Raw genomic sequence first — 19382 nt, 5'->3', positions numbered from 1 at the left:
GCGTGGACCCGGCCTTGCCCGCCGCCAATCGACGCGCGCTCGTTTGTGTCCTATGCTGCTGCGCGTCCCGCCAGCCAACAACCACAACAACAATGATGCATATGGAAACGCCGCCGCGCCTGATCGAGACCAGGCTCTGCTTCACCATGCCCGACAAGGTCCGCCGCAAGGGCGATCTGCACCTTGCCTCCAACGGTGATGGTGGCGCCAGGACAGACAGGCCCTACATCACGGAGTCGTCGACCGGCAGCGTGCTGGTCGCCGATGTCAGCGGATTGAACTCCTGAACCTGGTAACGGTTGCCTGAGCAGAAGAACGACAGCGGAGCGAACATGAACACCAGACCCTTCGGCAGGACCGGCACCAGTGTTTCCGTGATCGGGCAGGGCACCTGGTATCTCGACCACGGCGATCGCGAGCGCGCGATCGCGGCCCTTCGGCGCGGGCTCGATCTCGGCATGACCCACATCGACACCGCCGAGATGTATGGCGATGCAGAGCTCGTGATTGCCGACGCCATTGCTGGCCGGCGCGATGAGGTGTTCCTGGTCTCCAAGGTGCTGCCGAGCAACGCTTCGCGCCGCGGAACGATCACCGCCTGCGAGCGCTCACTGAAGCGGCTGAACACCGACCGTCTCGATTGCTATCTCCTGCACTGGCGCGGTTCTTATCCGCTGGAAGACACCGTCGCTGCGTTCGAGGAGCTGGTGACGTCAGGCAAGGTCAAATCCTGGGGCGTTTCCAATTTCGACGTCGACGATCTCGACGAGATTCTCGAGGTCGCCGGCGAAGGCCGCATCGCCTGCAATCAGGTGCTTTATCACCTCAAGGAACGCGCGATCGAACACGCGGTGATCCCCTGGTGCGAGCGGAATGGCGTCGCCGTGGTTGCCTATTCACCGTTCGGCCACGACGATTTCCCGGATGCGCGCAGCAAGGGCGGCGCTGTGCTGGCGAAGATTGCGGAGGCGCGTCGCGTGACGCCGCGTCAGGTCGCGCTGAGCTTTCTCACCCGTGCAACTACGGTGTTCGCGATCCCGAAGGCGTCGTCCGCAGAACATGCCGGCGAGAATGCCGGGGCCGGTGATCTCGTGCTGACGAAAGAGGAGATTTCCGCGCTCGATGCGGCGTTTCCGCGCGGGCCGAAGCCGCGCGGCCTGCCCATGCTGTAATGCACAAAGGCTCATTATTAACGGAGCATTGACGCGCGCGGCGGCCGGCGCATATCGGCATCCTGTTTTCGGAAGTTGTGAACGCGGCGCAATTGTCGTTTTTTACGACTGTTCTCGATTCGCATTTTGCCGGGTTCCCACAGTGACACCGCCGCCCGCCGTAGCCGCAAGGCTCGATAGTATTCCCATGCCCGCGCCGGAGAAGAAGCAGAAGGCTCGCCGCGCGCTCGCGCGCGTCGATCATCCCTTCAAAGGCATTGCGCTGGTGCTGTTGTCGACGATCTTTCTCGGCTGCTCCGACGTCACCGCGAAATACCTGTCGACCAGCCTGCCGTCGATCGAGATCACCTGGATCCGCTTCGTCACCTTCGCGCTGTTGTTCACGCCGGTGATGATGCCGGGCTCGCCGCTGCATGCGATGCGCACCGAGCGTCTTGGCTTGCAGCTGATGCGTGGCGCCGCGTTGCTGGGCTCCTCGCTGTTCTTCATCACGGGCTTGAGTTTCCTCCCCATCGCGGAAGCCTCCGCCACCGGGTTCGTCTCGCCGTTGTTCGTCACCGCGCTGTCGATCATCTTCCTGAGCGAGAAGGTCGGCATGCGCCGCTGGATCGCCACGGGCATTGGCTTGACCGGCGTGCTGATCATCCTGCGGCCGGGCACGAGTGCTTTTCATGCCGCCGCATTCTTCCCGATCATCTCGGCGTTCTGCTGGGCTGCCGCGCTGATCCTGACGCGCATGATGAGCGGCCGAGAGGCCGTCCTCACCACCATGGCCTATTCGGCGCTGACGGGCGTTGTGATCCTCAGCGTGATGGTGCCGTTCGTCTGGGTCACACCGAGCTGGACCGCAATCGGGCTCGGCATCGTGATCGGCGTTGCCTCGACCGTCGGCCAGTGGATCATCGTGCTGGCCTACCGCTATGGCGATGCTTCGGTGCTGGCGCCGTTCTCCTACACGCAGCTGCTCTGGGTCAGCATTTTGGGTTTCTTTATCTTCGGCGAAGTGCCTGATCTCTGGACCATCGTCGGCGCGGCCTTCATCGTTGCGAGCGGCCTCTACATCGCCCATCGCGAGCGAGTGCGTCGGGCCCAACTGCTGGTGCTGGAAGAGCGTTCCCCGAACCCCTGACGCAAGTCCGCGCGTCCGCTTCGTGCTATCAACGGCTCCAACGATAAGGGAGGAGCCGAATGCGCGCTGCGATTTTCAGGAACGGTGAGATTGTCGTGGGACAGATGGCCGAACCGACGCCGGGGCTCGGCCAGGTGCTGGTCAAGACGCTCGCCTGCGGCATCTGCGGCTCCGATCTGCATGCGCGTCAGCATGCTCACCGCATGGTGGAGATGGCGCGGAAGACCGGGCGCAAGCCGATGGATCTGTCGCGCGACGTCGTGTTCGGCCACGAGTTCTGCTGCGAGATCGTCGACTACGGAGCCGGTACCGCGCGCAAGTTCAAGCCGGGTACGCGCGTCTGCTCGCTGCCGGCGCTGGTGACGCCGCAGGGCATCGAGGGCATCGGCTACTCCAACGACAATATCGGCGGCTATGCCGAGGCGATGCTGCTCAGCGAAGCGCTGCTGCTCGAAGTGCCCAACGGTCTCGCGCCGGAACACGCCGCGCTGACCGAGCCGCTCGCGGTCGGCGTCCACGCTGTGGCGAAAGCCAATATCCGTGGCGGCGAGGTGCCGCTGGTGATCGGCTGCGGGCCGGTCGGGCTTGCGGTGATTGCGGCGCTGAGGATCAAGGGCCTGCATCCGATCATCGCTGCCGACTATTCGCCGGCGCGCCGCGCGCTCGCCGCCAAGCTTGGCGCGGACATCGTCGTCGATCCCAAGGTGTCGCAACCCTATGCGACCTGGGCGGAGCACGCGCAGATGTCCGACGCGGAGAAAGCGGCGCGGCCGCCGTTCCAGGCCATGCTGCCGGCGCTGAAGCCTGCCATCATCTTCGAATGCGTCGGCGTGCCCGGGCTGTTGCAGCAGGTTTTCGAGGGCGCCCCGCGCGATGCCAAAATCGTCGTGGTCGGCGTCTGCATGGAGAGCGACAGAAACGAGCCGATGCTCGGCATCATGAAGGAGCTCAACGTCCAATACGTGCTGGGCTATACGCCGGAGGAGTTCGCAGGCTCGCTGCGGCTGATCGCGGAAGGGCAGGTGGACGCGGCGGCGATGGTGACGGCCGAGGTCGGCATCGACGGCGTCGCAAAGGCGTTCGCCGATCTTGCCAACCCAGAGGCGCACACCAAGATCATCGTGCAGCCGTGGCGGTGACGCTCTTGTAGGGTGCAAAGGCGCTTTACCCACTCTACAAGACCTACTCAGTACTTCGCCGGCACGTACATTTCCGGCGGAACCGGACCGCGCTGATAGTCGGGATTGCGGACGCGTGGCGGCAGCACCACGGGCGCGCGCGACACCTCCTGGTAGGGGATCTGGCTGAGCAGATGCGCGATGCAGTTGAGGCGGGCGCGCTTCTTGTCGACGGCATCGACGATCCACCAGGGCGAATCCGGCAGGTGCGTGTATTCGAGCATCGTCTCCTTGGCCTTGGTGTATGCCTCCCAGCGGCTGCGGGATTCGACGTCCATCGGGCTCAGCTTCCACTGCTTGAGCGGATCTTTGATGCGCATGGTGAAGCGGAACTGCTGCTCGTCGTCGGTGATCGAGAACCAGTATTTGACCAAGATGATGCCGGAGCGGATCAGCATGCGCTCGAACTCGGGCACGGTCTTGAAGAACTCCTGATATTCGTCCTCCGTGCAGAAGCCCATCACGCGCTCGACGCCCGCCCGGTTGTACCAGCTGCGGTCGAACAGCACGATCTCGCCGCCGGCCGGCAGATGCGCGACGTAGCGCTGGAAGTACCATTGCGTTCGCTCGCGTTCGTTCGGAGCAGGGAGCGCCGCGACGCGGCAGATGCGGGGATTGAGCCGCTGGGTGATGCGTTTGATGACGCCGCCCTTGCCGGCGGAATCGCGGCCCTCGAACAGCACGACGACCTTCTTCTTCTCGCTCTGCACCCAGTCCTGGAGCTTGACCAGTTCGCCCTGAAGGCGAAGCAGTTCCCGGAAATAGAGCCTGCGATCGACCGTCGGGCTCAGCGTTTCGGTCTCGTCCAGGAGCTCGTCGAGACGGGTATCATCCAGCTCCATCTCCAGCTCCTCGTCGAGATCGTCGGCCAGTTCCTGGATGATGCGCTCGCGCTTGGACATCTGGGATTTGCGATCGGATGCGGTCATGGGTCCATCTCTCGGCTCGAATTACCAGTCACAACGACCATCGGCGGGGTTTGTTGCGCCCATGTGACAACGTGCAATCCCGCTGACGCCGGTCACACCGGCAGCGCGATCGAATATTTCACCTGGCTGAGCGCAAAGCTGGACTCGATCGAGGCGATGCCGTCGAGCCGTGTCAGCTTGGTCTTCAGGAACGTCTCGTAGGAGGCGAGATCGGCCGCCACCACGCGCAGCAGGTAGTCGCGGTTGCCCGTCATCAGATAGCACTCCAGCACCTCGTCCCATTTCGAGATCGCGCGCGCGAAGCGGTTGAGGTCCTCCTCCTTCTGCCGCGCCAGCTTGATCGAGATGAACACGCTGACGTGCAGCCCGAGCGCCTTCTGGTCGACGGTCGCAATGTATCGCGAGATGACGCCGCGCTCCTCCAGGAGCTTGACCCGCCGGTGGCAGGGCGAGACCGATAGCCCGACCTTGTCGGCGAGCTCCTGCATGGTCATGCGGCTGTCGGCCTGGAGCAGCGCGAGGATTTTGCGGTCGATGGTGTCGAGCTCTGGCATTGGGATGAAACCTGCATATTCTGGACGATATTGGTATGGTATCCCAATATCAGCGGGTATTGCGCGATAAATTGAGAAGTTTACCGCCGCCCGCGGGCGTATCATCGGCGGTACCTGTTGCCGGGAGCATTGCCATGCCCGTTGATTCCACCCGTCTCGACACCCTGAACGCTCTGGCCCGCAAGGCGCTGTGGCTGTCGTCATGGACCATCCACCATGCCAACCACATCCGCCCGAGCGCGGATGGCCTCAAAGTCGGCGGCCACCAGGCCTCGTCCGCCTCGCTCGCGACCATCATGTCGGCGCTGTATTTCCACGTGCTGAAACCTGAGGATCGCGTCGCGGTGAAGCCGCATGCGAGCCCGGTGTTCCACGCCATCCAGTATCTGTTCGGCCGGCAGAGCCGCGAGAAGCTTGAGAATTTTCGCGGCTTCAAGGGCGCGCAATCCTATCCCTCGCGCACCAAGGATGTCGACGACGTCGATTTCTCCACCGGCTCGGTCGGCCTCGGCGTCGCGCAGACGCTGTTCTCGTCGCTGGTGCAGGACTACGTCAAGGCGCATGGCTGGATGAAGGATCGCCGCGAAGGGCGCATGATTGCCCTGGTCGGTGATGCCGAGATGGACGAAGGCAACATCTTCGAGGCGCTCGCGGAGGGCTGGAAGCACGGCCTGCGCAATACCTGGTGGGTGGTCGATTACAACAGGCAGTCGCTCGATGCGGTGGTGCGCGAAGGTCTCTGGGAAAAGTTCGAGACCATGTTCCGCAATTTCGGCTGGGACGTGGTCATCGTGAAATACGGTCGCCTGATGCGCGAGGCCTTTGCCGAACCCGGCGGCGAGGCCCTCAGGCGCTGGATCGACAATTGCCCGAACGCACTCTATGCCGCGCTGTGCTTCCAGGGCGGCGCTGCGTTCCGCAAGCACCTGCACGACGAGATCGGCGACCAGGGCCAGATCACGCAACTGATCGACAAGCGCAGCGACGAGGAATTGCTGGCGCTGATGTCCAATCTGGGCGGCCACGACATGGCGAGCATGTTGGAGGCGTTCGAGTCCATCGACCACGATCGCCCGGTCTGCTTCATCGCCTACACCATCAAGGGCGTCGGTCTGCCGTTCCAGGGTCACAAGGACAACCATGCCGGCCTGATGACGGTCGCGCAGATGGAGAAATATCGCGACAGCCAGAACATTCGACCCGGTCATGAGTGGGACAAATACGAGGGCCTCCCGCAATCCGCAGGCGAGCTTGACGCCTTCCTCGCGCGCGTGCCGTTCAACCAGGACGGCCGCCGCCTGACCGCGCCGGTTGTCGAGGTGCCCCCGCAGCTCGCGTTCAAGCCGTCGCCGCAGATGTCGACCCAGCAGGGGTTTGGCCTCGTGTTGAACGAGATCGCCCGCGGCGACAGCGAACTGGCAAAGCGCATCGTGACGACCTCGCCGGACGTCACGGTCTCGACCAATCTCGGCCCCTGGGTGAACCGGCGCGGCCTGTTCGCCAGCGCCGAGAAGGCGGACTTATTCCGCAGTGAGAAAATTCCGTCCACCTACAACTGGGACGCCTCACCCAAGGGCCAGCATCTCGAGCTCGGCATCGCCGAGATGAACCTGTTCATCATGCTCTCGGCGCTCGGCCTGTCGCACCAGATCAACGGCGAGCGGCTGTTGCCCGTCGGCACGCTGTACGATCCCTTCATCGAGCGCGGCCTCGATGCGCTGAACTATGCCTGCTACCAGGATGCGCGCTTCATGGTGGCCGCGACGCCATCAGGCATCACGCTGGCGCCTGAAGGCGGCGCGCACCAGTCGATCGCAACGCCCCTGATCGGCATGGCACAGGACGGGCTCGCCGCGTTCGAGCCGGCCTTCGTCGACGAGCTCGCCGTGATCATGGGTTGGGGCTTCAACCATATGCAGCGCGAGCCGGGCGAGGGCGGCTCGGTCTATTTGCGGCTCTCGACGCGCAGCATCGAGCAGGCGCAGCGGATCATGACGCCGGAGCTTGCGCAGGGCGTCACCGAGGGCGCCTATTGGCTGCGCAAGCCGGGGCCGAATGCCGAACTCGTGATCGCCTATACCGGCGCGGTCGCGCCGGAGGCGATCGAGGCGACCGGCTTCATCGGCGAGAGCCGGCGCGACATCGGCCTGCTCGCGATCACCTCGGCAGATCGACTCCATTCAGGCTGGACCGCTGCGCGAAAATTGCGGCGCGACCGTCGCGGCGTGCAGCATCTCAGCCACATCGAGAAATTGCTGGCGCCGCTGTCGCGCGATTGCGGCATCGTGACCGTGATCGATGGGCATCCCTCCGCCCTCGGCTGGCTCGGCAGCGTCCGTGGCCACCGCGTCGAGGCGCTGGGCGTCGAGCAGTTCGGCCAGACCGGCACCATCGCTGACCTGTACCGGCACTACGGCATCGATGCGAATGCGATCATCGATGCGGCCGAAAGCCTCACCACCGGCGCGCCCGTGTTGCATCGGAAGATGGCGGTGTAGTCGGGGTAACCCCCGCATGGGCCCCGGCTCTGCAGCGCACCGCTGAAGTAGCGCTGCGCTGCGTCCGGGGCACGTGAGAGTCTGGACTCGTTATAATCTCGTGTCCCGGACGCGTTGCGGCATGAAATGACGCGACGCCGAGCCGGGACCCATGGCCGCTTGCTTCGCTCCAAATCGCGTCCCATATTCCGCGCGTCCGCCGCAACGCTGGCCCCGCATATGGCGGGTTCAATTGCCGGCGCTTTCGTGCAAGGATGCCTGCCGAAACGCCCCCACATGCCCCCAAGAAGAGGTTAACGATGGTCAATCGCATGCAATTCTACATCGACGGCGCCTGGGTCGATCCCGCCGTCAAGAAGTCCACCGCCGTGGTCAACCCCGCGACGGAAGAGGCGATGTACGAGGTTGCGCTGGGCTCCAAGGCCGACGTGGACAAGGCCGTCGCCGCCGCCAAGCGCGCCTTCGTAACGTTCTCCCAGACCAGCCGCGAGGAGCGCGTCGCGCTGCTTTCGAAAGTCATCGAGATCTACAAGGGCCGTCTCAAGGAGATCGGTGCTGCGGTCTCCGACGAGATGGGCGCGCCGCTGCCGATGGCGGAGAAGCTCCAGGCCGGTGCCGGCCTCGGTCATCTCATGACCACGCTCGACGTGCTCAAGAACTATCATTTCGAGGAGCCGGTCGGCACCGCCATGGTGCTGCGCGAGCCGATCGGCGTGGTCGGCATGATCACGCCCTGGAATTGGCCGCTGAACCAGATCGCCTGCAAGGTTGCGCCCGCGCTGGCCGCCGGCTGCACCATGATCCTGAAGCCGTCGGAGTTCACGCCGACCTCTGCGCTGATCTTCGCGGAAATCTTGCATGAAGCCGGCGTGCCGAAGGGCGTGTTCAACCTCGTCAACGGCCTCGGCCCCGAGGTCGGCGCCGCCATGAGCGAGCACCCTGACATCGACATGATCTCCTTCACCGGCTCGACCCGCGCCGGCATCGATGTAGCGAAGCGTGCTGCGCCGACCGTGAAGCGCGTGAGCCAGGAACTCGGCGGCAAGTCGCCGAACGTCATCCTCGAAGGTGCTGACCTCACGAAGGCGGTGACCGGCGGCGTGATGCACATGTTCAACAACTCCGGCCAGTCCTGCAACGCGCCCTCGCGCATGATTGTGCCGCTGTCGAAAATGAAGGAAGTCGCCGCGATCGCGAAGGCCGTCGCCGACAAGACCAAGGCCGGTGATCCCCGCGCTGAAGGCACCACCATCGGTCCGGTCGTCAACCGCGGCCAGTGGGACAAGATCCAGGGCCTGATCAAGAAGGGCATCGACGAGGGCGCAACTCTCGTCGCCGGCGGCCCGGGCCTGCCCGAGGGCGTCAACAAGGGCTTCTATGTCCGTCCGACCATCTTCGCCGACGTCACTCCCGACATGACGATCGCCCGTGAAGAGATCTTCGGACCGGTGCTGACCATCATCGGTGCCAAGGACGAAGCCGAAGCCGTGCACATCGCCAACGACACGCCCTATGGGCTCGCCGGCTACGTCACGGGCGCTTCGGTCGAGGACGCCAAGCGCGTCGGCCGGCAGATCCGTGCGGGTAACGTCAATCTCCAGGGCGTCCCCAACGACCGCACCGCACCGTTCGGCGGCTACAAGCAGTCGGGCAATGGCCGCGAGTGGGGCAAGTACGGCCTCGAGGACTTCCTCGAAGTGAAGGCGGTCGCCGGCTTCAACGCGGCGTAAGCTTTAGCGTCTGAACAAACATAGCGCCGGAGCGGGAAGCCGCTCCGGCGTTTTATTTTCGCATCTCTCTCTTTGTCATTCCGGGGCGTCGCGAAGCGACGAGCCTGGAATCCATTCATCCACAGAGACCGTCGCACGATGGATTCCGGGCTCGCGCCGAAGCTGGCGCGCCCCGGAATGACGGGGAAGAGCAGGCGCCTATCCCCCCGCCGCGCCTTGCGTGTTCACATACAGCGCGTAGATCGACTGGCTTGCCGCCATGAACAGGCGGTTGCGCTTGACGCCACCGAAGCAGACATTGGCGCAGCGTTCGGGTAGGGCGATGCGGCCGATCATGACGCCGTCGGGCGCGAACACCACGACGCCGTCGAGCTCGGGATCGCCCATGCCCCAGCCGCACCAGAGATTGCCGTCGACGTCGCAGCGCATGCCGTCAGGCGTGCCCGGGCCGGCATCGATGTGGACGCGCTTGTTGGAGATCGAGGTGCCGTCAGGCGAAACGTCATAAGCGAGGATCTTGCGGTTCGGCACGCCGCGGGATTCCACGACGTACAGGATCTTCTCGTCCGGCGAGAAGCACAGCCCGTTCGGACCGAGCACGCCCTCGGCGAGGATGGTCGCCTTGCCGGTCGCGGGATCGAACCGATAGACGTTCGGCTCGATCTCCGGCTCGGCCTTGTAGCCCTCGTAATTGCCGAGCAGGCCGAAGGTCGGATCGGTGAACCAGATCGAGCCGTCGGACTTCACCACGACGTCGTTCGGCGAGTTCAGCCGCTTGCCGCCAAACGAGTCCATCAGCACGGTGATGCTACCGTCATATTCGGTGCGAGTTACGCGGCGGCCGCCATGCTCGCATGTGACGAGCCGGCCCTGGCGATCTCTGGTGTTCCCGTTGGCGAAATTCGAAGGCTTGCGAAACACGGAGACCGCGCCGGTCTCCTCGTCCCATTTGATGATGCGTTGGTTCGGGATGTCGCTGCACAGGAGATAGCGCCCGTCGCCGAACCATACCGGGCCTTCGGCCCAGCGCAGGCCGGTCGCCAACCGTTCCACCGCCGAAAGCTTCAGCCAGTATTTTTCGAAGCGGGGATCGAGCGCCTTGATCGCGGGATCGGGGTAATAGGTCGCCGGCCGCCAGCCCGGACGTTCCTGGGAGTGGGACGATGCCTCATTCATGTCGGTTCTCTCGTTTCGTTCCCTCTGGACAATCCTGCTATCATTAGGGACACGTGTCCGCAAATCGGCCACTACAGGTGAGGAAGACATGCCACGCATTTTGATGACGGGAGCTTCGGGCGGAATCGGTACGAGCCTGCGGAAATTGCTGCCGCCGATCTATCCGGATCTCCTGCTTTCCGACATCAAGCCGCCCGCCGATCTCGGCGCGAACGAAAAGTTCAAGGCGGCAGACCTCGCCGATCTCGCGCAGTGCGAGGCGATCTGCGAGGGCGTCGACGGCATCCTCCATTTCGGCGGCTATTCGGTCGAAGGTACCTGGGATCAAATCCTCCAGGCCAACATCATCGGCGGCTACAATCTGTTCGAGGCCGCCTACCGGAAGGGCGTCAAGCGCGTCGTGTTCGCCTCGTCGAACCACGCCGTCGGCTTCTATCCGCGCCACCACAAGATCGGCGCCGACGTCACCCCGCGTCCCGACGGCCGCTATGGCGTCAGCAAGGTGTTCGGCGAGGCTCTCGGCGCGCTCTACGCCGACAAGCACGGCATGAAGGTCACCTGCCTGCGCATCGGCAATTTCGGCGACATGCCGCTCGACCAGCGCCGGCTCTCGATCTGGCTCAAGCCCGATGACCTCGTGCAGCTCTGCCGCATCGGGCTCGAGCATCCCGACATCCATTTCGAAGTCTTCTACGGCGCTTCCTTCAACGAACGCGCCTGGTGGGACAATCACCGTGCCTACGAATTCGGCTATCGCCCCACGGGCCGGGCCGAAGATTTCCGCGAGCATGCAATGGCGGAGCAGGCCAAGCTGAAGCCGGACCCGGTCGGTGATTACTTTCAGGGCGGTACATTCTGCAGCATGGAGTTCGACGCTGATACAAGTCGCGTGATCGACTGGAATAAGCGGTAGTCCTCGCTGGAGCATCATCCTGATTGCGAACGCAGCAAAGCACTCCTCAATCCCTCCGCGGCAAACGACTCTGGATTGCTTAGCTGCGCTCGCAATGACGCGTTCGGGTGCATGACTTGGCCGCGGGCAAAACATACACGGCGTTCCCGTTGATCTAGGTCAACACCGAAGAATCGCTGGGGTTCTCGATATGCGCGAGCGCAATTCGAGTGCCACGACAATGAAAATCAAAATGTCTGATGTCGCGATGCTCGCGATGATCGTGTCGGGACTCGTGCCCGGGCCGGTGCAAGCCGCAACGCTGAGCAATGCCGAGGCGACGTTTCTCGACCAGCTCGTCACCGCGTCCGTGGTGCTCGAGCAGCGCTGCGTCGGTTACGAGGTCGATGGTGCCGGCAGTGTTCAACTCGGCGCCCGGATGCTCGGCAGCCCTGATGCAGCGATGGCCATGATTGACGCCTATTCGGCTGCCATCAAGGCGCGTGACGGCGACACTTACGATTTCACCAAGTTTCGCCCCGAGGTGTCCGAAGCGGCCAGCAAAACGTTCAGGCGCGTTCGGGCAGAGTTGATCAAAGACCCAAGGAGAGCCTGCGCCGATTATGGCGAGGCCGGCGTGGGGCGCGGTCTGCTAAGACGGTATTGACGATAGTCAGCGCTCCAGCCGGCCCGCAGATCGGTCGGCGGGAGTGGAGAAAACCTTCAGCGTCGCGGCGGTCGACATCAGAAATGCAGGTTGATGCGCAACAACGCCTGATGCCGCTCGAACTGCTCGAGATTGAGGCTGCGGCCGTCGCCGACGGCGTTGCCCGCAACCTGCATCTGCCAGGTGCCGGAGATGCCGACCTCCTTCGAGATGGTGTAGGAGAAGGTGGGCCCCGCGAAGACAGCATCGCCTACGTAGCGGTTCAGCGCGCCACCGTCATAGGCCCGCGCGTAGCGAACGCCGAGGCCGAGCACGAGGTCGGGCGTCAACACATAAGATATCGCGGACTGGAGCTGCATCTCGGAATCGTGCCGCCACAGGTTCGTCGCGATTTCGCGCGTTCCGCCCGTCGCGTACCAGACGTTGAAAGCCGCAAACAGCCTGTCCTTGATCAGTTCGCTGTCGAACAGCGCGGCGAATTCACCGCCATATTGGGCGATATGCATGCCGCTGCCGTCGTCGATCCGGCTCCAGCCGGGCTGCGCGTGGAGGGTCAATCCGAACGGCGCGACTGTGCGGTCGACCAGCTTGTAGCGCAGCTCGAGCGCTGCGCCGCTGAAAGCGATATCCCGATGATCGGCAAGTCCCGGCACGCCCTTGATGTGCTGTCCGCTCAGCGAAAACCCGGGTGCGATCCGGAAATTATCCGACACCGTGTATTTGACCTGATTGAGATTGGCCCAGGCTGCGTAAGTGCCCGAACGCTTTCCGAACGCGCCGACATTCTCGAACTCGACCTCGATGTCTCCCGGATTGCCGATATCGGAGCCCATGCTGAAGCCGAAGATGTGCTCGGTGTCGATGTCCACGTGGGCTGATGGCAGGCTTTGCGTCGGCTTCGGAGTGCGATGGCTCTGCGAGCTGCCAGGCACCGGCTTCGACTTATCCTCGGCCAAGGCTGAAACGCAGCTCGCCAGTTGACCAGCGAACATCGCTGCGACTGCAGCGGCGCGTGGGAAGCTCAATTTTCTAGGCACGAACGATCCACCCTCACCCAAATCTCCGCGATGCATGCATCGGGATGCTCCCAGGCCAAGCCGGAGCTATGCAAATGCAAGTCATTCGCAAAAGATTCCACGGAACAGGCCGTGATGCAATTGTTGCGAGTCATTCTTAGTTGCGTTCAAATGTCGCGGCTGCCGGGGGTAGGTTCCCGCTTCCATCGCTTGCCTGAGGCTGGGGCGCGCCAGGCACGACATGCAAGCCCGGTCCCGGAGGCCGACCTGATTAGGAACCCGAAATCTGGCTGCACCGACTCTGTGACCGGTCTGCGATCGCCGGTGCCGAGACGGAAATTGATCCTGGCGCGCGTGGGGACCACCGAAGCGAGCGCTGAACCGGCCGGACTTGTCTCTTGCCTCGACACCTCCGCAAACATAACCCGGTGCGCCGGCCCCAACTGAACACTATGCCTCGAATGTGGCCTGTCAGGATCGACCAGCGCATGTCCGACTGCTGCGCGCTTTCAAATGTTCCGAGGAGGATGTGCTGAACGTGACGTCGGGATTCATGAAAGCGGGCTGGTCGTACCCGACATACTCCGCGGCAAGGGCTGAAGGCCGCTGCGATCGGGAAGCCGGGTGCTTCATGCGATTGCTCCGGGCAGTTGCGTGTCGACATCTTCCTGATCCCGAAGATCTGCCGCACCTTCGTCCGTGGAGTAGAACCGCAACGGTTGCGGCGACATGTTTCTCGTGGCGAACGATGCCGCGCCCGCATCATCAACGCTTGGCGCTCGAAGCGACGGAAGGTGCCGTAGCGTGCGACTGTTTGGGTCGATCTTATTGACAATCCAACCTGAGGGGATACCACGATGGTAAGCTGGAAGGAGTGGCATGATGACGAGTGGTTTGCGCAAGGGACTGACCAGCTATGGCGATGCCGGCTTCTCGCTGTTCCTGCGCAAGGCGTTCATCAAGGCCATGGGCTATTCCGACGACGCGCTGGAACGCCCGATCGTCGGCATCACCAACACCTATAGCGACTACAATCCTTGCCACGGCAACGTCCCTCAGATTATCGAAGCCGCCAAGCGCGGCGTGATGCTGTCGGGCGCGATGCCGTTCGTGTTCCCGACCATCTCCATCGCCGAGAGCTTTGCGCATCCGACATCGATGTATCTGCGCAACCTGATGGCGATGGACACCGAGGAGATGATCCGGGCACAGCCGATGGATTCGGTGATCGTGATCGGGGGCTGCGACAAGACGTTGCCGGCGCAGGTGATGGCAGCGATCAGCGCTGACCTGCCGACCGTCGTCATTCCGGTCGGTCCCATGGTCGTCGGTCATCACAAGGGCGAGGTGTTAGGGGCCTGCACCGATTGCCGCCGCCTCTGGGCCAAATATCGCGCCGGCGAGATGGACGATGCTGAGATCGAGGCGGTGAACGGGCGCCTGGCGCCATCGGTCGGCACCTGCATGGTGATGGGCACGGCCTCGACCATGGCCTGCATGATCGAGGCCATGGGCCTGTCGCTGCCGATGAGCGCGACGATCCCGGCGCCGCATGCCGAGCGTTTCCGCCTGGCCGAGGCGAGCGGCAAGGTGGCGGCCGAGATGGCGAAGGCGAAAGGGCCGAAGCCGAGCGAGCTCTTGACGCCGGCGTCTTTCAAAAATGCGCAGGTGGTACTTCAGGCAATCGGCGGCTCGACCAACGGCCTGATCCATCTGACCGCGATGGCACATCGCTCGCCACACCGGCTCGACCTCGAAGTGTTCGACCAGATTGGCCGGGAGGTGCCGGTGCTTGTCGACCTCAAGCCGTCCGGCGAACATTACATGGAGCACTTCCACCACGCCGGCGGCGTGCCGAAATTGCTGGCGCAACTCGGCGATCTCGTCGACCTCGACGCCAACACCATCTCAGGCCAGGCGCTGCGCGACGTCGTCGCGAATGCCGAGGACGTGCCCGGCCAGGACGCGATCCGCTCGCGCGACAATCCGATCAAGAAAGAGGGCGGCCTCGCTGTCCTGCAGGGCAATCTCGCGCCGCGCGGTGCGGTGATCAAGCAATCGGCCGCGAGCCCCAGGCTGTTGCAGCACACCGGGCGGGCGGTCGTGTTCGAATCCGTCGAGGACATGACCTTGCGGGTCGACGATCCCGATCTCGATGTGACCGCCGACGACGTGCTGGTGCTGCGCAATGCCGGCCCCAAGGGTGCGCCCGGAATGCCCGAGGCCGGCTATCTGCCGATTCCGAAGAAGCTCGCGCGCGGCGGTACCAAGGACATGGTGCGCATTTCGGACGCGCGCATGAGCGGTACCGCGTTCGGCACCATCGTGCTGCACATCACGCCGGAATCTGCCGTCGGCGGGCCTCTGGCGCTGGTGCAGAACGGCGACATGATCCGCCTCGACGTTGCCAGGCGGAGCATCGAGCTGCTGGTCGACGCAGCCGAACTCGAACAGCGCCGCGCTATGCTGAAGCCGGCTGCTGCGCCGGAAGACGCGCGGCGCGGCTACGCCTGGCTGTTCCACGAGACCATCATGCAGGCCGACGAGGGCTGCGATTTCGACTTCATGCAGAGGAACGGGAAGAAGACCGAGAAGGGCTGATCAACCCTTCGAACGAACGTTCGGACCGCACGAGCGGCGGGCGCCGAAATCGGTCGGCTGCCTCAAGTCGCCGGCGGGGACGGGCCATATCTGTCCGCCGTAGCGACTTGCTCGATCCGCCATTGCCCGGCCTCGCAGACGTAGCGGAACGGCACGCCATGGCTGTTCTTGAAATAGCTGCCGCACAGCGCGTTCGCCATGGCCTGCATCACCGCATCGTGGCAGACGAACAGCAGGTCGTCGCCGGGATGTCGCTCGAGCCAAGCGGAGACGCAAGCCAGCGACCGTCCGGCCATGGCATCCCAGTTTTCTCCGTCGGTCGGAAGGATCGACACGAGGCCCGTCGCCGATGTGACGCCGTGCTTGATCATGAGATCGCGGACGGGGAGGCCCTCGAAGCTGCCGAAATCGAACTCGACGATGCCGTCGTCGATCGCGAGCGGCACCGAGATTGCGTTTGCGATGATCTCGGCGGTCCGCACCGCGCGGACCAGCGGGCTTGCGATGATGCGGCTGATGCCGACGCCGCGTAACATCTGGGCTGCCTCCTGCGCTTGCCGCAGGCCGTCCTCGTTCAGCGCGTTGTCCGTCCGGCCCTGGAATAGCCCCTTGCGATTCCAGTCGGTTGCGCCGTGGCGAAGTCCGTAGAAACCGCGCGCGGGCGTCACTTCGACTTGCTCGTGAACTTCTTCACCGCAACGCGGAATTCCTGCGTGTTCATCGCCATGATGATCTTGTGCTCCTCGGCATCCAACTGTTGCTTCACCGCCGTGGTGGCGGCCTGGTAGACCAGCTGCTTGGTGCCGGCGATTGCGGCCGGCGGGTTCTGCGCGAGACGCTCGGCGAGTTTTCGCGTGGCCGCCTTCAATTCCGCGGCGGGAACGACCTTGGCGACGAGACCCCATTCATGGGCCTGCTGCGCGCTGAAATTGTCCTCGGCGAGGAAGAGCTGCAGCGCGCGGCGGGAGCCGACCGTGCCGACGATGCCGACCGTCGAGCCGCCGTCGGGCGACACCCCGATCTTGGCATAGGCCGGCGTGAATTTTGCGTCGTCCGCGGCGATGCAGAGGTCGGTGACGAAGGCAAGGCCCATGCCAGCCCCGGCGGCCGAGCCGTGCACGCTCGACAGCGAGATCTTCGGCATGCGGCGGATGATCTCGATGAAGGCGTGATAGTGCTTCAAGAGTTCGCCGACGACCGGCGTCACCGTACCCGCTTCGGCGGCCGCCCCGATCGTCTGCAGATCGCCACCGGCCGAGAACGCGCGGCCTTCGCCTTCGAGCACGACGACGCGGATGTTGTCGTCGCTCTCGATGGAGGCCGCGAGCTGCTCGAGCTTCTGCGCGATGGCGAGGTTGATGGAGTTGAACGCGGCGGGACGGTTCAGCGTGATGGTCGCGATCGGGCCGTCGATCCGCAGCAGGGCGGGATCATCGGGCTGGGAGGCGGGCGCACTCATTTGGAAATCTCCGGCAGGAGGTGATTAGCAGCAACTAAATCGCAGAAGGCACGGGGTGACAATCCCCGGGCCGCCAGTGCCCCGGCAGCCCTTGCGCCGGGCGGACCGATAGGCTCAAATAGACTCGCCTTTGCCAAGGAACGGACACGAGCGCCGGCTCCTCCTGAGGCCAGCAAATCAAAATCAGCGAAGAGGAGACGACATGGGTCACGCTCGTGTCTCCGAAAGTGGGCTGCTCCAATGACCGACGGTCCGGTGATCATCGTCGGTGCCGGCCATGGCGGTTATCAGGCCGCGGCATCCTTGCGCCAGGCGGGCTTTTCCGAGCGCATCTGCCTCATCAATGACGAGGCGCATCTGCCCTATCAGCGGCCGCCGCTGTCGAAAGCCTACATCAAGGGCTCGGCCGGTCCTGAGAGCCTGATGTTCCGGCCGGAGAAATTCTACCACGACCAGAAGATCGAGCTGGTCGCGGGCCGCGCGGTGTCGATCGACCGCGCGGGGCGCAAGCTGCATCTCGCCTCCGGCGAGACGCTTGCCTACGGTCACCTCGTGCTGGCGACCGGCGCGCGCAACCGGCTGCTTGATCTGCCGAATGCCAATCTGCCCGACGTGAAATATCTGCGCATTCTGGACGAGAGCCAGGCGCTGCGCGCGATCATGCCGTTGAAGACGCGGGTCGTGGTCATCGGCGCCGGCTTCATCGGCCTGGAATTCGCCGCGACGGCCCGGATCAAGGGCCTCGAGGTCGACGTGCTCGAGCTCGCCCCGCGCGTGATGGCGCGGGCGGTGACGGCGGAGGTTTCGGAGTATTTTCAGGAGGGCCATCGCCAGGCCGGCATACGCATCCATCTTGGCGTGCAGGCGACCTCGATCGAAGCCGAGAACGGCAAGGTCACCGGCGTCTCCTTGAGCGACGGACGGCATCTGCCCGCGGACCTCGTCGTGGTCGGCGTCGGCGTGCTGCCGAACATCGAGCTGGCAGCCGAGGCGGGACTTCCGGTTGCGGCCGGCATCATCGTCGACGAATACCTCTCGACGGCTGACGCTGATATCTCCGCAATCGGCGATTGCGCGCTGTTCGCCAGCCCGCGCTTCGGCGGATCGCTGCGGCTGGAATCGGTGCAGAACGCCACTGACCACGCCCGCTGCCTCGCCGCGCGGCTGACCGGCGACCGAAAGCTCTACGACGGCCATCCCTGGTTCTGGAGCGACCAGGGCGACGATAAGCTGCAGATCGCAGGGCTGACCACCGGATACGACCGCGTCGTTCTGCGCGGCGATCCCGCCAACAAGGCGTTTTCCGCGTTCTGCTACAAGGGCGAGAAGCTGCTCGGCATCGAATCCATCAACCGCGCCGGCGATCACATGTTCGGCCGCCGCCTGCAGGCCATGGACCGCTCGATCACGGCGGAGCAGGCCGCCGACGAAAGTTTTGACCTGAAGAGCGCGCTGGCGTGACTAACCGGCGCCGAGAACAGCCGCAACTTCCCCGACCGTCGGCATCGATGGCCCGGCGCCCATCCGCTGCACGCTGATCGACGCTGCGGCGTTGGCGAAGGTGAGGGCGGCGCGCAAGGGCACACCGCCGGCCAGTTGCGCCGCCATTGCGCCGACGAAGCAGTCGCCGGCGCCGGTTGTATCGATCGCCTTCACGGTGCGCCCGGGCACGGTGATCTCTTCGCGCCCCGCAAGCGCAAGCACGCCACGCTTGCCGAGCGTGACGCAGATGGTCTGGTCCTGCCGCGCCTGAAGTTTCCGCGCGACGTCGAAGATCCGTGCGGCCTCGTCGCTGTCGGACACCCCTACGCCGGCGAGAAAGCCGAGCTCGGTCTCGTTCAGCACGAGGATGTCGATCAGCGCGAGCAGTTCGCCGGACATCTCCTGCGCCGGCGCCGGGTTGAGCAAGGTCGTGGTCCCGGCCTCGCGGGCACGCCGGAAGAAGGCGGCGATGGTCGGCAGCGGGATCTCGAACTGGCTGACCGCGACGTCGCCTTTCGCCAGCGGCACATCGGCGATATCGTCCGCGCTGACCAGCGCGTTGGCACCGGGAATAACGACGATGGTGTTGTCAGCCTCGGCGACCGTGATGATCGCAGTGCCGGTGTGCGTGTCCGCGCCGCGGACGGACGCCAGATCGACGCCTTGATCGCCGAGGAACGCCCTCAGCTCGGCCCCGAACGAATCCTTGCCCAGCCGCCCGATCAGCGTCGTTCCTGCGCCGAGCCGCGCCGCCGCCACCGCCTGGTTGGCGCCCTTACCGCCCGGAAAGTACAGCACCTGCTTACCCGCGACGGTCTCGCCGACCCGCGGGTGGCGATCGGCCGTCGCCACCACATCCATGTTGATGCTGCCGGCGACGAAGACGCGCCCCATGATAA

Annotated in this window: 17 protein-coding genes; 10 read left to right on the top strand and 7 right to left on the bottom strand. The window is 64.3% G+C overall.

Annotated features, from left to right (window positions below; translation table 11 throughout):
• Nucleotides 1–92: 92 nt before the first annotated feature.
• The 4 genes from RX330_RS27150 (at nt 93) to RX330_RS27135 (ending at nt 3440) form a co-directional block, all read left to right on the top strand.
• Nucleotides 93–287: a hypothetical protein gene (locus RX330_RS27150; protein ID WP_317240516.1), complete on the top strand. Its 195-nt coding sequence runs from the start codon at nt 93–95 to the stop codon at nt 285–287.
• Nucleotides 288–332: 45 nt separating this feature from the next.
• Nucleotides 333–1172 (top strand): aldo/keto reductase, encoded by an 840-nt coding sequence (locus tag RX330_RS27145; RefSeq protein WP_317240515.1) that lies wholly within the window; start codon nt 333–335, stop codon nt 1170–1172.
• A gap of 187 nt (nt 1173–1359) precedes the next feature.
• Nucleotides 1360–2301: a DMT family transporter gene (locus tag RX330_RS27140; protein WP_317240514.1), complete on the top strand. Its 942-nt coding sequence runs from the start codon at nt 1360–1362 to the stop codon at nt 2299–2301.
• A gap of 59 nt (nt 2302–2360) precedes the next feature.
• Nucleotides 2361–3440, top strand: a complete 1080-nt coding sequence (locus tag RX330_RS27135) for a zinc-binding dehydrogenase (protein WP_317240513.1) — start codon at nt 2361–2363, stop codon at nt 3438–3440.
• Nucleotides 3441–3487: 47 nt separating this feature from the next.
• Here RX330_RS27135 and ppk2 read toward each other — a convergent pair whose 3' ends face one another.
• Together ppk2 and RX330_RS27125 are read right to left on the bottom strand one after the other, a co-directional pair.
• The gene (gene ppk2 / locus RX330_RS27130; protein WP_317240512.1) at nt 3488–4408 is read right to left on the bottom strand and encodes a polyphosphate kinase 2; all 921 of its coding nucleotides are present in this window, start codon (nt 4406–4408) and stop codon (nt 3488–3490) included.
• A gap of 92 nt (nt 4409–4500) precedes the next feature.
• Nucleotides 4501–4962 carry an Lrp/AsnC family transcriptional regulator gene (locus tag RX330_RS27125; RefSeq protein WP_317240511.1) on the bottom strand — a complete coding sequence of 154 codons (462 nt, stop codon included), beginning with the start codon at nt 4960–4962 and terminating at the stop codon, nt 4501–4503.
• A 134-nt stretch (nt 4963–5096) separates the two neighbouring features.
• Between RX330_RS27125 and RX330_RS27120 the strand changes: the two genes are divergently transcribed.
• On the top strand, nt 5097–7460 hold the full coding sequence (locus tag RX330_RS27120) for a transketolase (RefSeq protein WP_317240510.1): 2364 nt from the start codon (nt 5097–5099) through the stop codon (nt 7458–7460).
• Nucleotides 7461–7759: 299 nt separating this feature from the next.
• Nucleotides 7760–9190, top strand: a complete 1431-nt coding sequence (locus RX330_RS27115; RefSeq protein ID WP_212081108.1) for an aldehyde dehydrogenase family protein — start codon at nt 7760–7762, stop codon at nt 9188–9190.
• A 198-nt stretch (nt 9191–9388) separates the two neighbouring features.
• Here RX330_RS27115 and RX330_RS27110 read toward each other — a convergent pair whose 3' ends face one another.
• Nucleotides 9389–10366, bottom strand: a complete 978-nt coding sequence (locus RX330_RS27110) for an SMP-30/gluconolactonase/LRE family protein (protein ID WP_317240509.1) — start codon at nt 10364–10366, stop codon at nt 9389–9391.
• Between the two features lie 88 nt (nt 10367–10454).
• Between RX330_RS27110 and RX330_RS27105 the strand changes: the two genes are divergently transcribed.
• The gene (locus tag RX330_RS27105) at nt 10455–11279 is read left to right on the top strand and encodes an NAD-dependent epimerase/dehydratase family protein (protein WP_212081110.1); all 825 of its coding nucleotides are present in this window, start codon (nt 10455–10457) and stop codon (nt 11277–11279) included.
• A gap of 220 nt (nt 11280–11499) precedes the next feature.
• Entirely contained in the window at nt 11500–11925 is a 426-nt protein-coding gene (locus RX330_RS27100; RefSeq protein WP_212081853.1) for a hypothetical protein, read from the top strand.
• Nucleotides 11926–12002: 77 nt separating this feature from the next.
• Here the strand turns inward: RX330_RS27100 and RX330_RS27095 are convergent, their stop codons facing one another.
• Complete coding sequence (locus RX330_RS27095) at nt 12003–12998, bottom strand: hypothetical protein (protein ID WP_317240508.1); 996 nt, start codon at nt 12996–12998, stop codon at nt 12003–12005.
• 825 nt (nt 12999–13823) lie between these two features.
• Here RX330_RS27095 and RX330_RS27090 point away from each other — a divergent pair.
• On the top strand, nt 13824–15542 hold the full coding sequence (locus RX330_RS27090) for an IlvD/Edd family dehydratase (protein ID WP_317240507.1): 1719 nt from the start codon (nt 13824–13826) through the stop codon (nt 15540–15542).
• A gap of 62 nt (nt 15543–15604) precedes the next feature.
• Here RX330_RS27090 and RX330_RS27085 read toward each other — a convergent pair whose 3' ends face one another.
• Complete coding sequence (locus RX330_RS27085; RefSeq protein WP_212081113.1) at nt 15605–16210, bottom strand: histidine phosphatase family protein; 606 nt, start codon at nt 16208–16210, stop codon at nt 15605–15607.
• Nucleotides 16207–17001: an enoyl-CoA hydratase/isomerase family protein gene (locus RX330_RS27080; protein ID WP_212081114.1), complete on the bottom strand. Its 795-nt coding sequence runs from the start codon at nt 16999–17001 to the stop codon at nt 16207–16209. The genes RX330_RS27085 and RX330_RS27080 overlap by 4 nt, the downstream gene beginning before the upstream one ends.
• 240 nt (nt 17002–17241) lie before the next feature.
• Between RX330_RS27080 and RX330_RS27075 the strand changes: the two genes are divergently transcribed.
• Nucleotides 17242–18462: an NAD(P)/FAD-dependent oxidoreductase gene (locus tag RX330_RS27075; RefSeq protein WP_317240506.1), complete on the top strand. Its 1221-nt coding sequence runs from the start codon at nt 17242–17244 to the stop codon at nt 18460–18462.
• On the opposite strand, the gene RX330_RS27070 is transcribed toward RX330_RS27075, so the two are convergent.
• Nucleotides 18463–19377: a ribokinase gene (locus RX330_RS27070; protein WP_317240505.1), complete on the bottom strand. Its 915-nt coding sequence runs from the start codon at nt 19375–19377 to the stop codon at nt 18463–18465. It abuts the gene before it with no gap.
• Nucleotides 19378–19382 lie beyond the last annotated feature (5 nt).

This window comes from Bradyrhizobium sp. NDS-1, assembly GCF_032918005.1.
Classification (GTDB): Bacteria; Pseudomonadota; Alphaproteobacteria; order Rhizobiales; family Xanthobacteraceae; genus Bradyrhizobium; species Bradyrhizobium tunisiense.
The sequence above is the reverse complement of the archived record's forward strand: the minus strand, read 5'-3'. Positions and strand labels throughout refer to the sequence as shown.

Bases quoted from the DNA above. Each gene is read 5' to 3' on its own strand.
- RX330_RS27150 (WP_317240516.1), top strand. From the start codon at position 93: ATGATGCATATGGAAACGCCGCCGCGCCTGATCGAGACCAGGCTCTGC.
- RX330_RS27145 (WP_317240515.1), top strand. From the start codon at position 333: ATGAACACCAGACCCTTCGGCAGGACCGGCACCAGTGTTTCCGTGATC.
- RX330_RS27140 (WP_317240514.1), top strand. From the start codon at position 1,360: ATGCCCGCGCCGGAGAAGAAGCAGAAGGCTCGCCGCGCGCTCGCGCGC.
- RX330_RS27135 (WP_317240513.1), top strand. From the start codon at position 2,361: ATGCGCGCTGCGATTTTCAGGAACGGTGAGATTGTCGTGGGACAGATG.
- ppk2 (WP_317240512.1), bottom strand. From the start codon at position 4,408: ATGACCGCATCCGATCGCAAATCCCAGATGTCCAAGCGCGAGCGCATC.
- RX330_RS27125 (WP_317240511.1), bottom strand. From the start codon at position 4,962: ATGCCAGAGCTCGACACCATCGACCGCAAAATCCTCGCGCTGCTCCAG.
- RX330_RS27120 (WP_317240510.1), top strand. From the start codon at position 5,097: ATGCCCGTTGATTCCACCCGTCTCGACACCCTGAACGCTCTGGCCCGC.
- RX330_RS27115 (WP_212081108.1), top strand. From the start codon at position 7,760: ATGGTCAATCGCATGCAATTCTACATCGACGGCGCCTGGGTCGATCCC.
- RX330_RS27110 (WP_317240509.1), bottom strand. From the start codon at position 10,366: ATGAATGAGGCATCGTCCCACTCCCAGGAACGTCCGGGCTGGCGGCCG.
- RX330_RS27105 (WP_212081110.1), top strand. From the start codon at position 10,455: ATGCCACGCATTTTGATGACGGGAGCTTCGGGCGGAATCGGTACGAGC.
- RX330_RS27100 (WP_212081853.1), top strand. From the start codon at position 11,500: ATGAAAATCAAAATGTCTGATGTCGCGATGCTCGCGATGATCGTGTCG.
- RX330_RS27095 (WP_317240508.1), bottom strand. From the start codon at position 12,998: ATGCATCGCGGAGATTTGGGTGAGGGTGGATCGTTCGTGCCTAGAAAA.
- RX330_RS27090 (WP_317240507.1), top strand. From the start codon at position 13,824: ATGACGAGTGGTTTGCGCAAGGGACTGACCAGCTATGGCGATGCCGGC.
- RX330_RS27080 (WP_212081114.1), bottom strand. From the start codon at position 17,001: ATGAGTGCGCCCGCCTCCCAGCCCGATGATCCCGCCCTGCTGCGGATC.
- RX330_RS27075 (WP_317240506.1), top strand. From the start codon at position 17,242: ATGACCGACGGTCCGGTGATCATCGTCGGTGCCGGCCATGGCGGTTAT.
- RX330_RS27070 (WP_317240505.1), bottom strand. From the start codon at position 19,377: ATGGGGCGCGTCTTCGTCGCCGGCAGCATCAACATGGATGTGGTGGCG.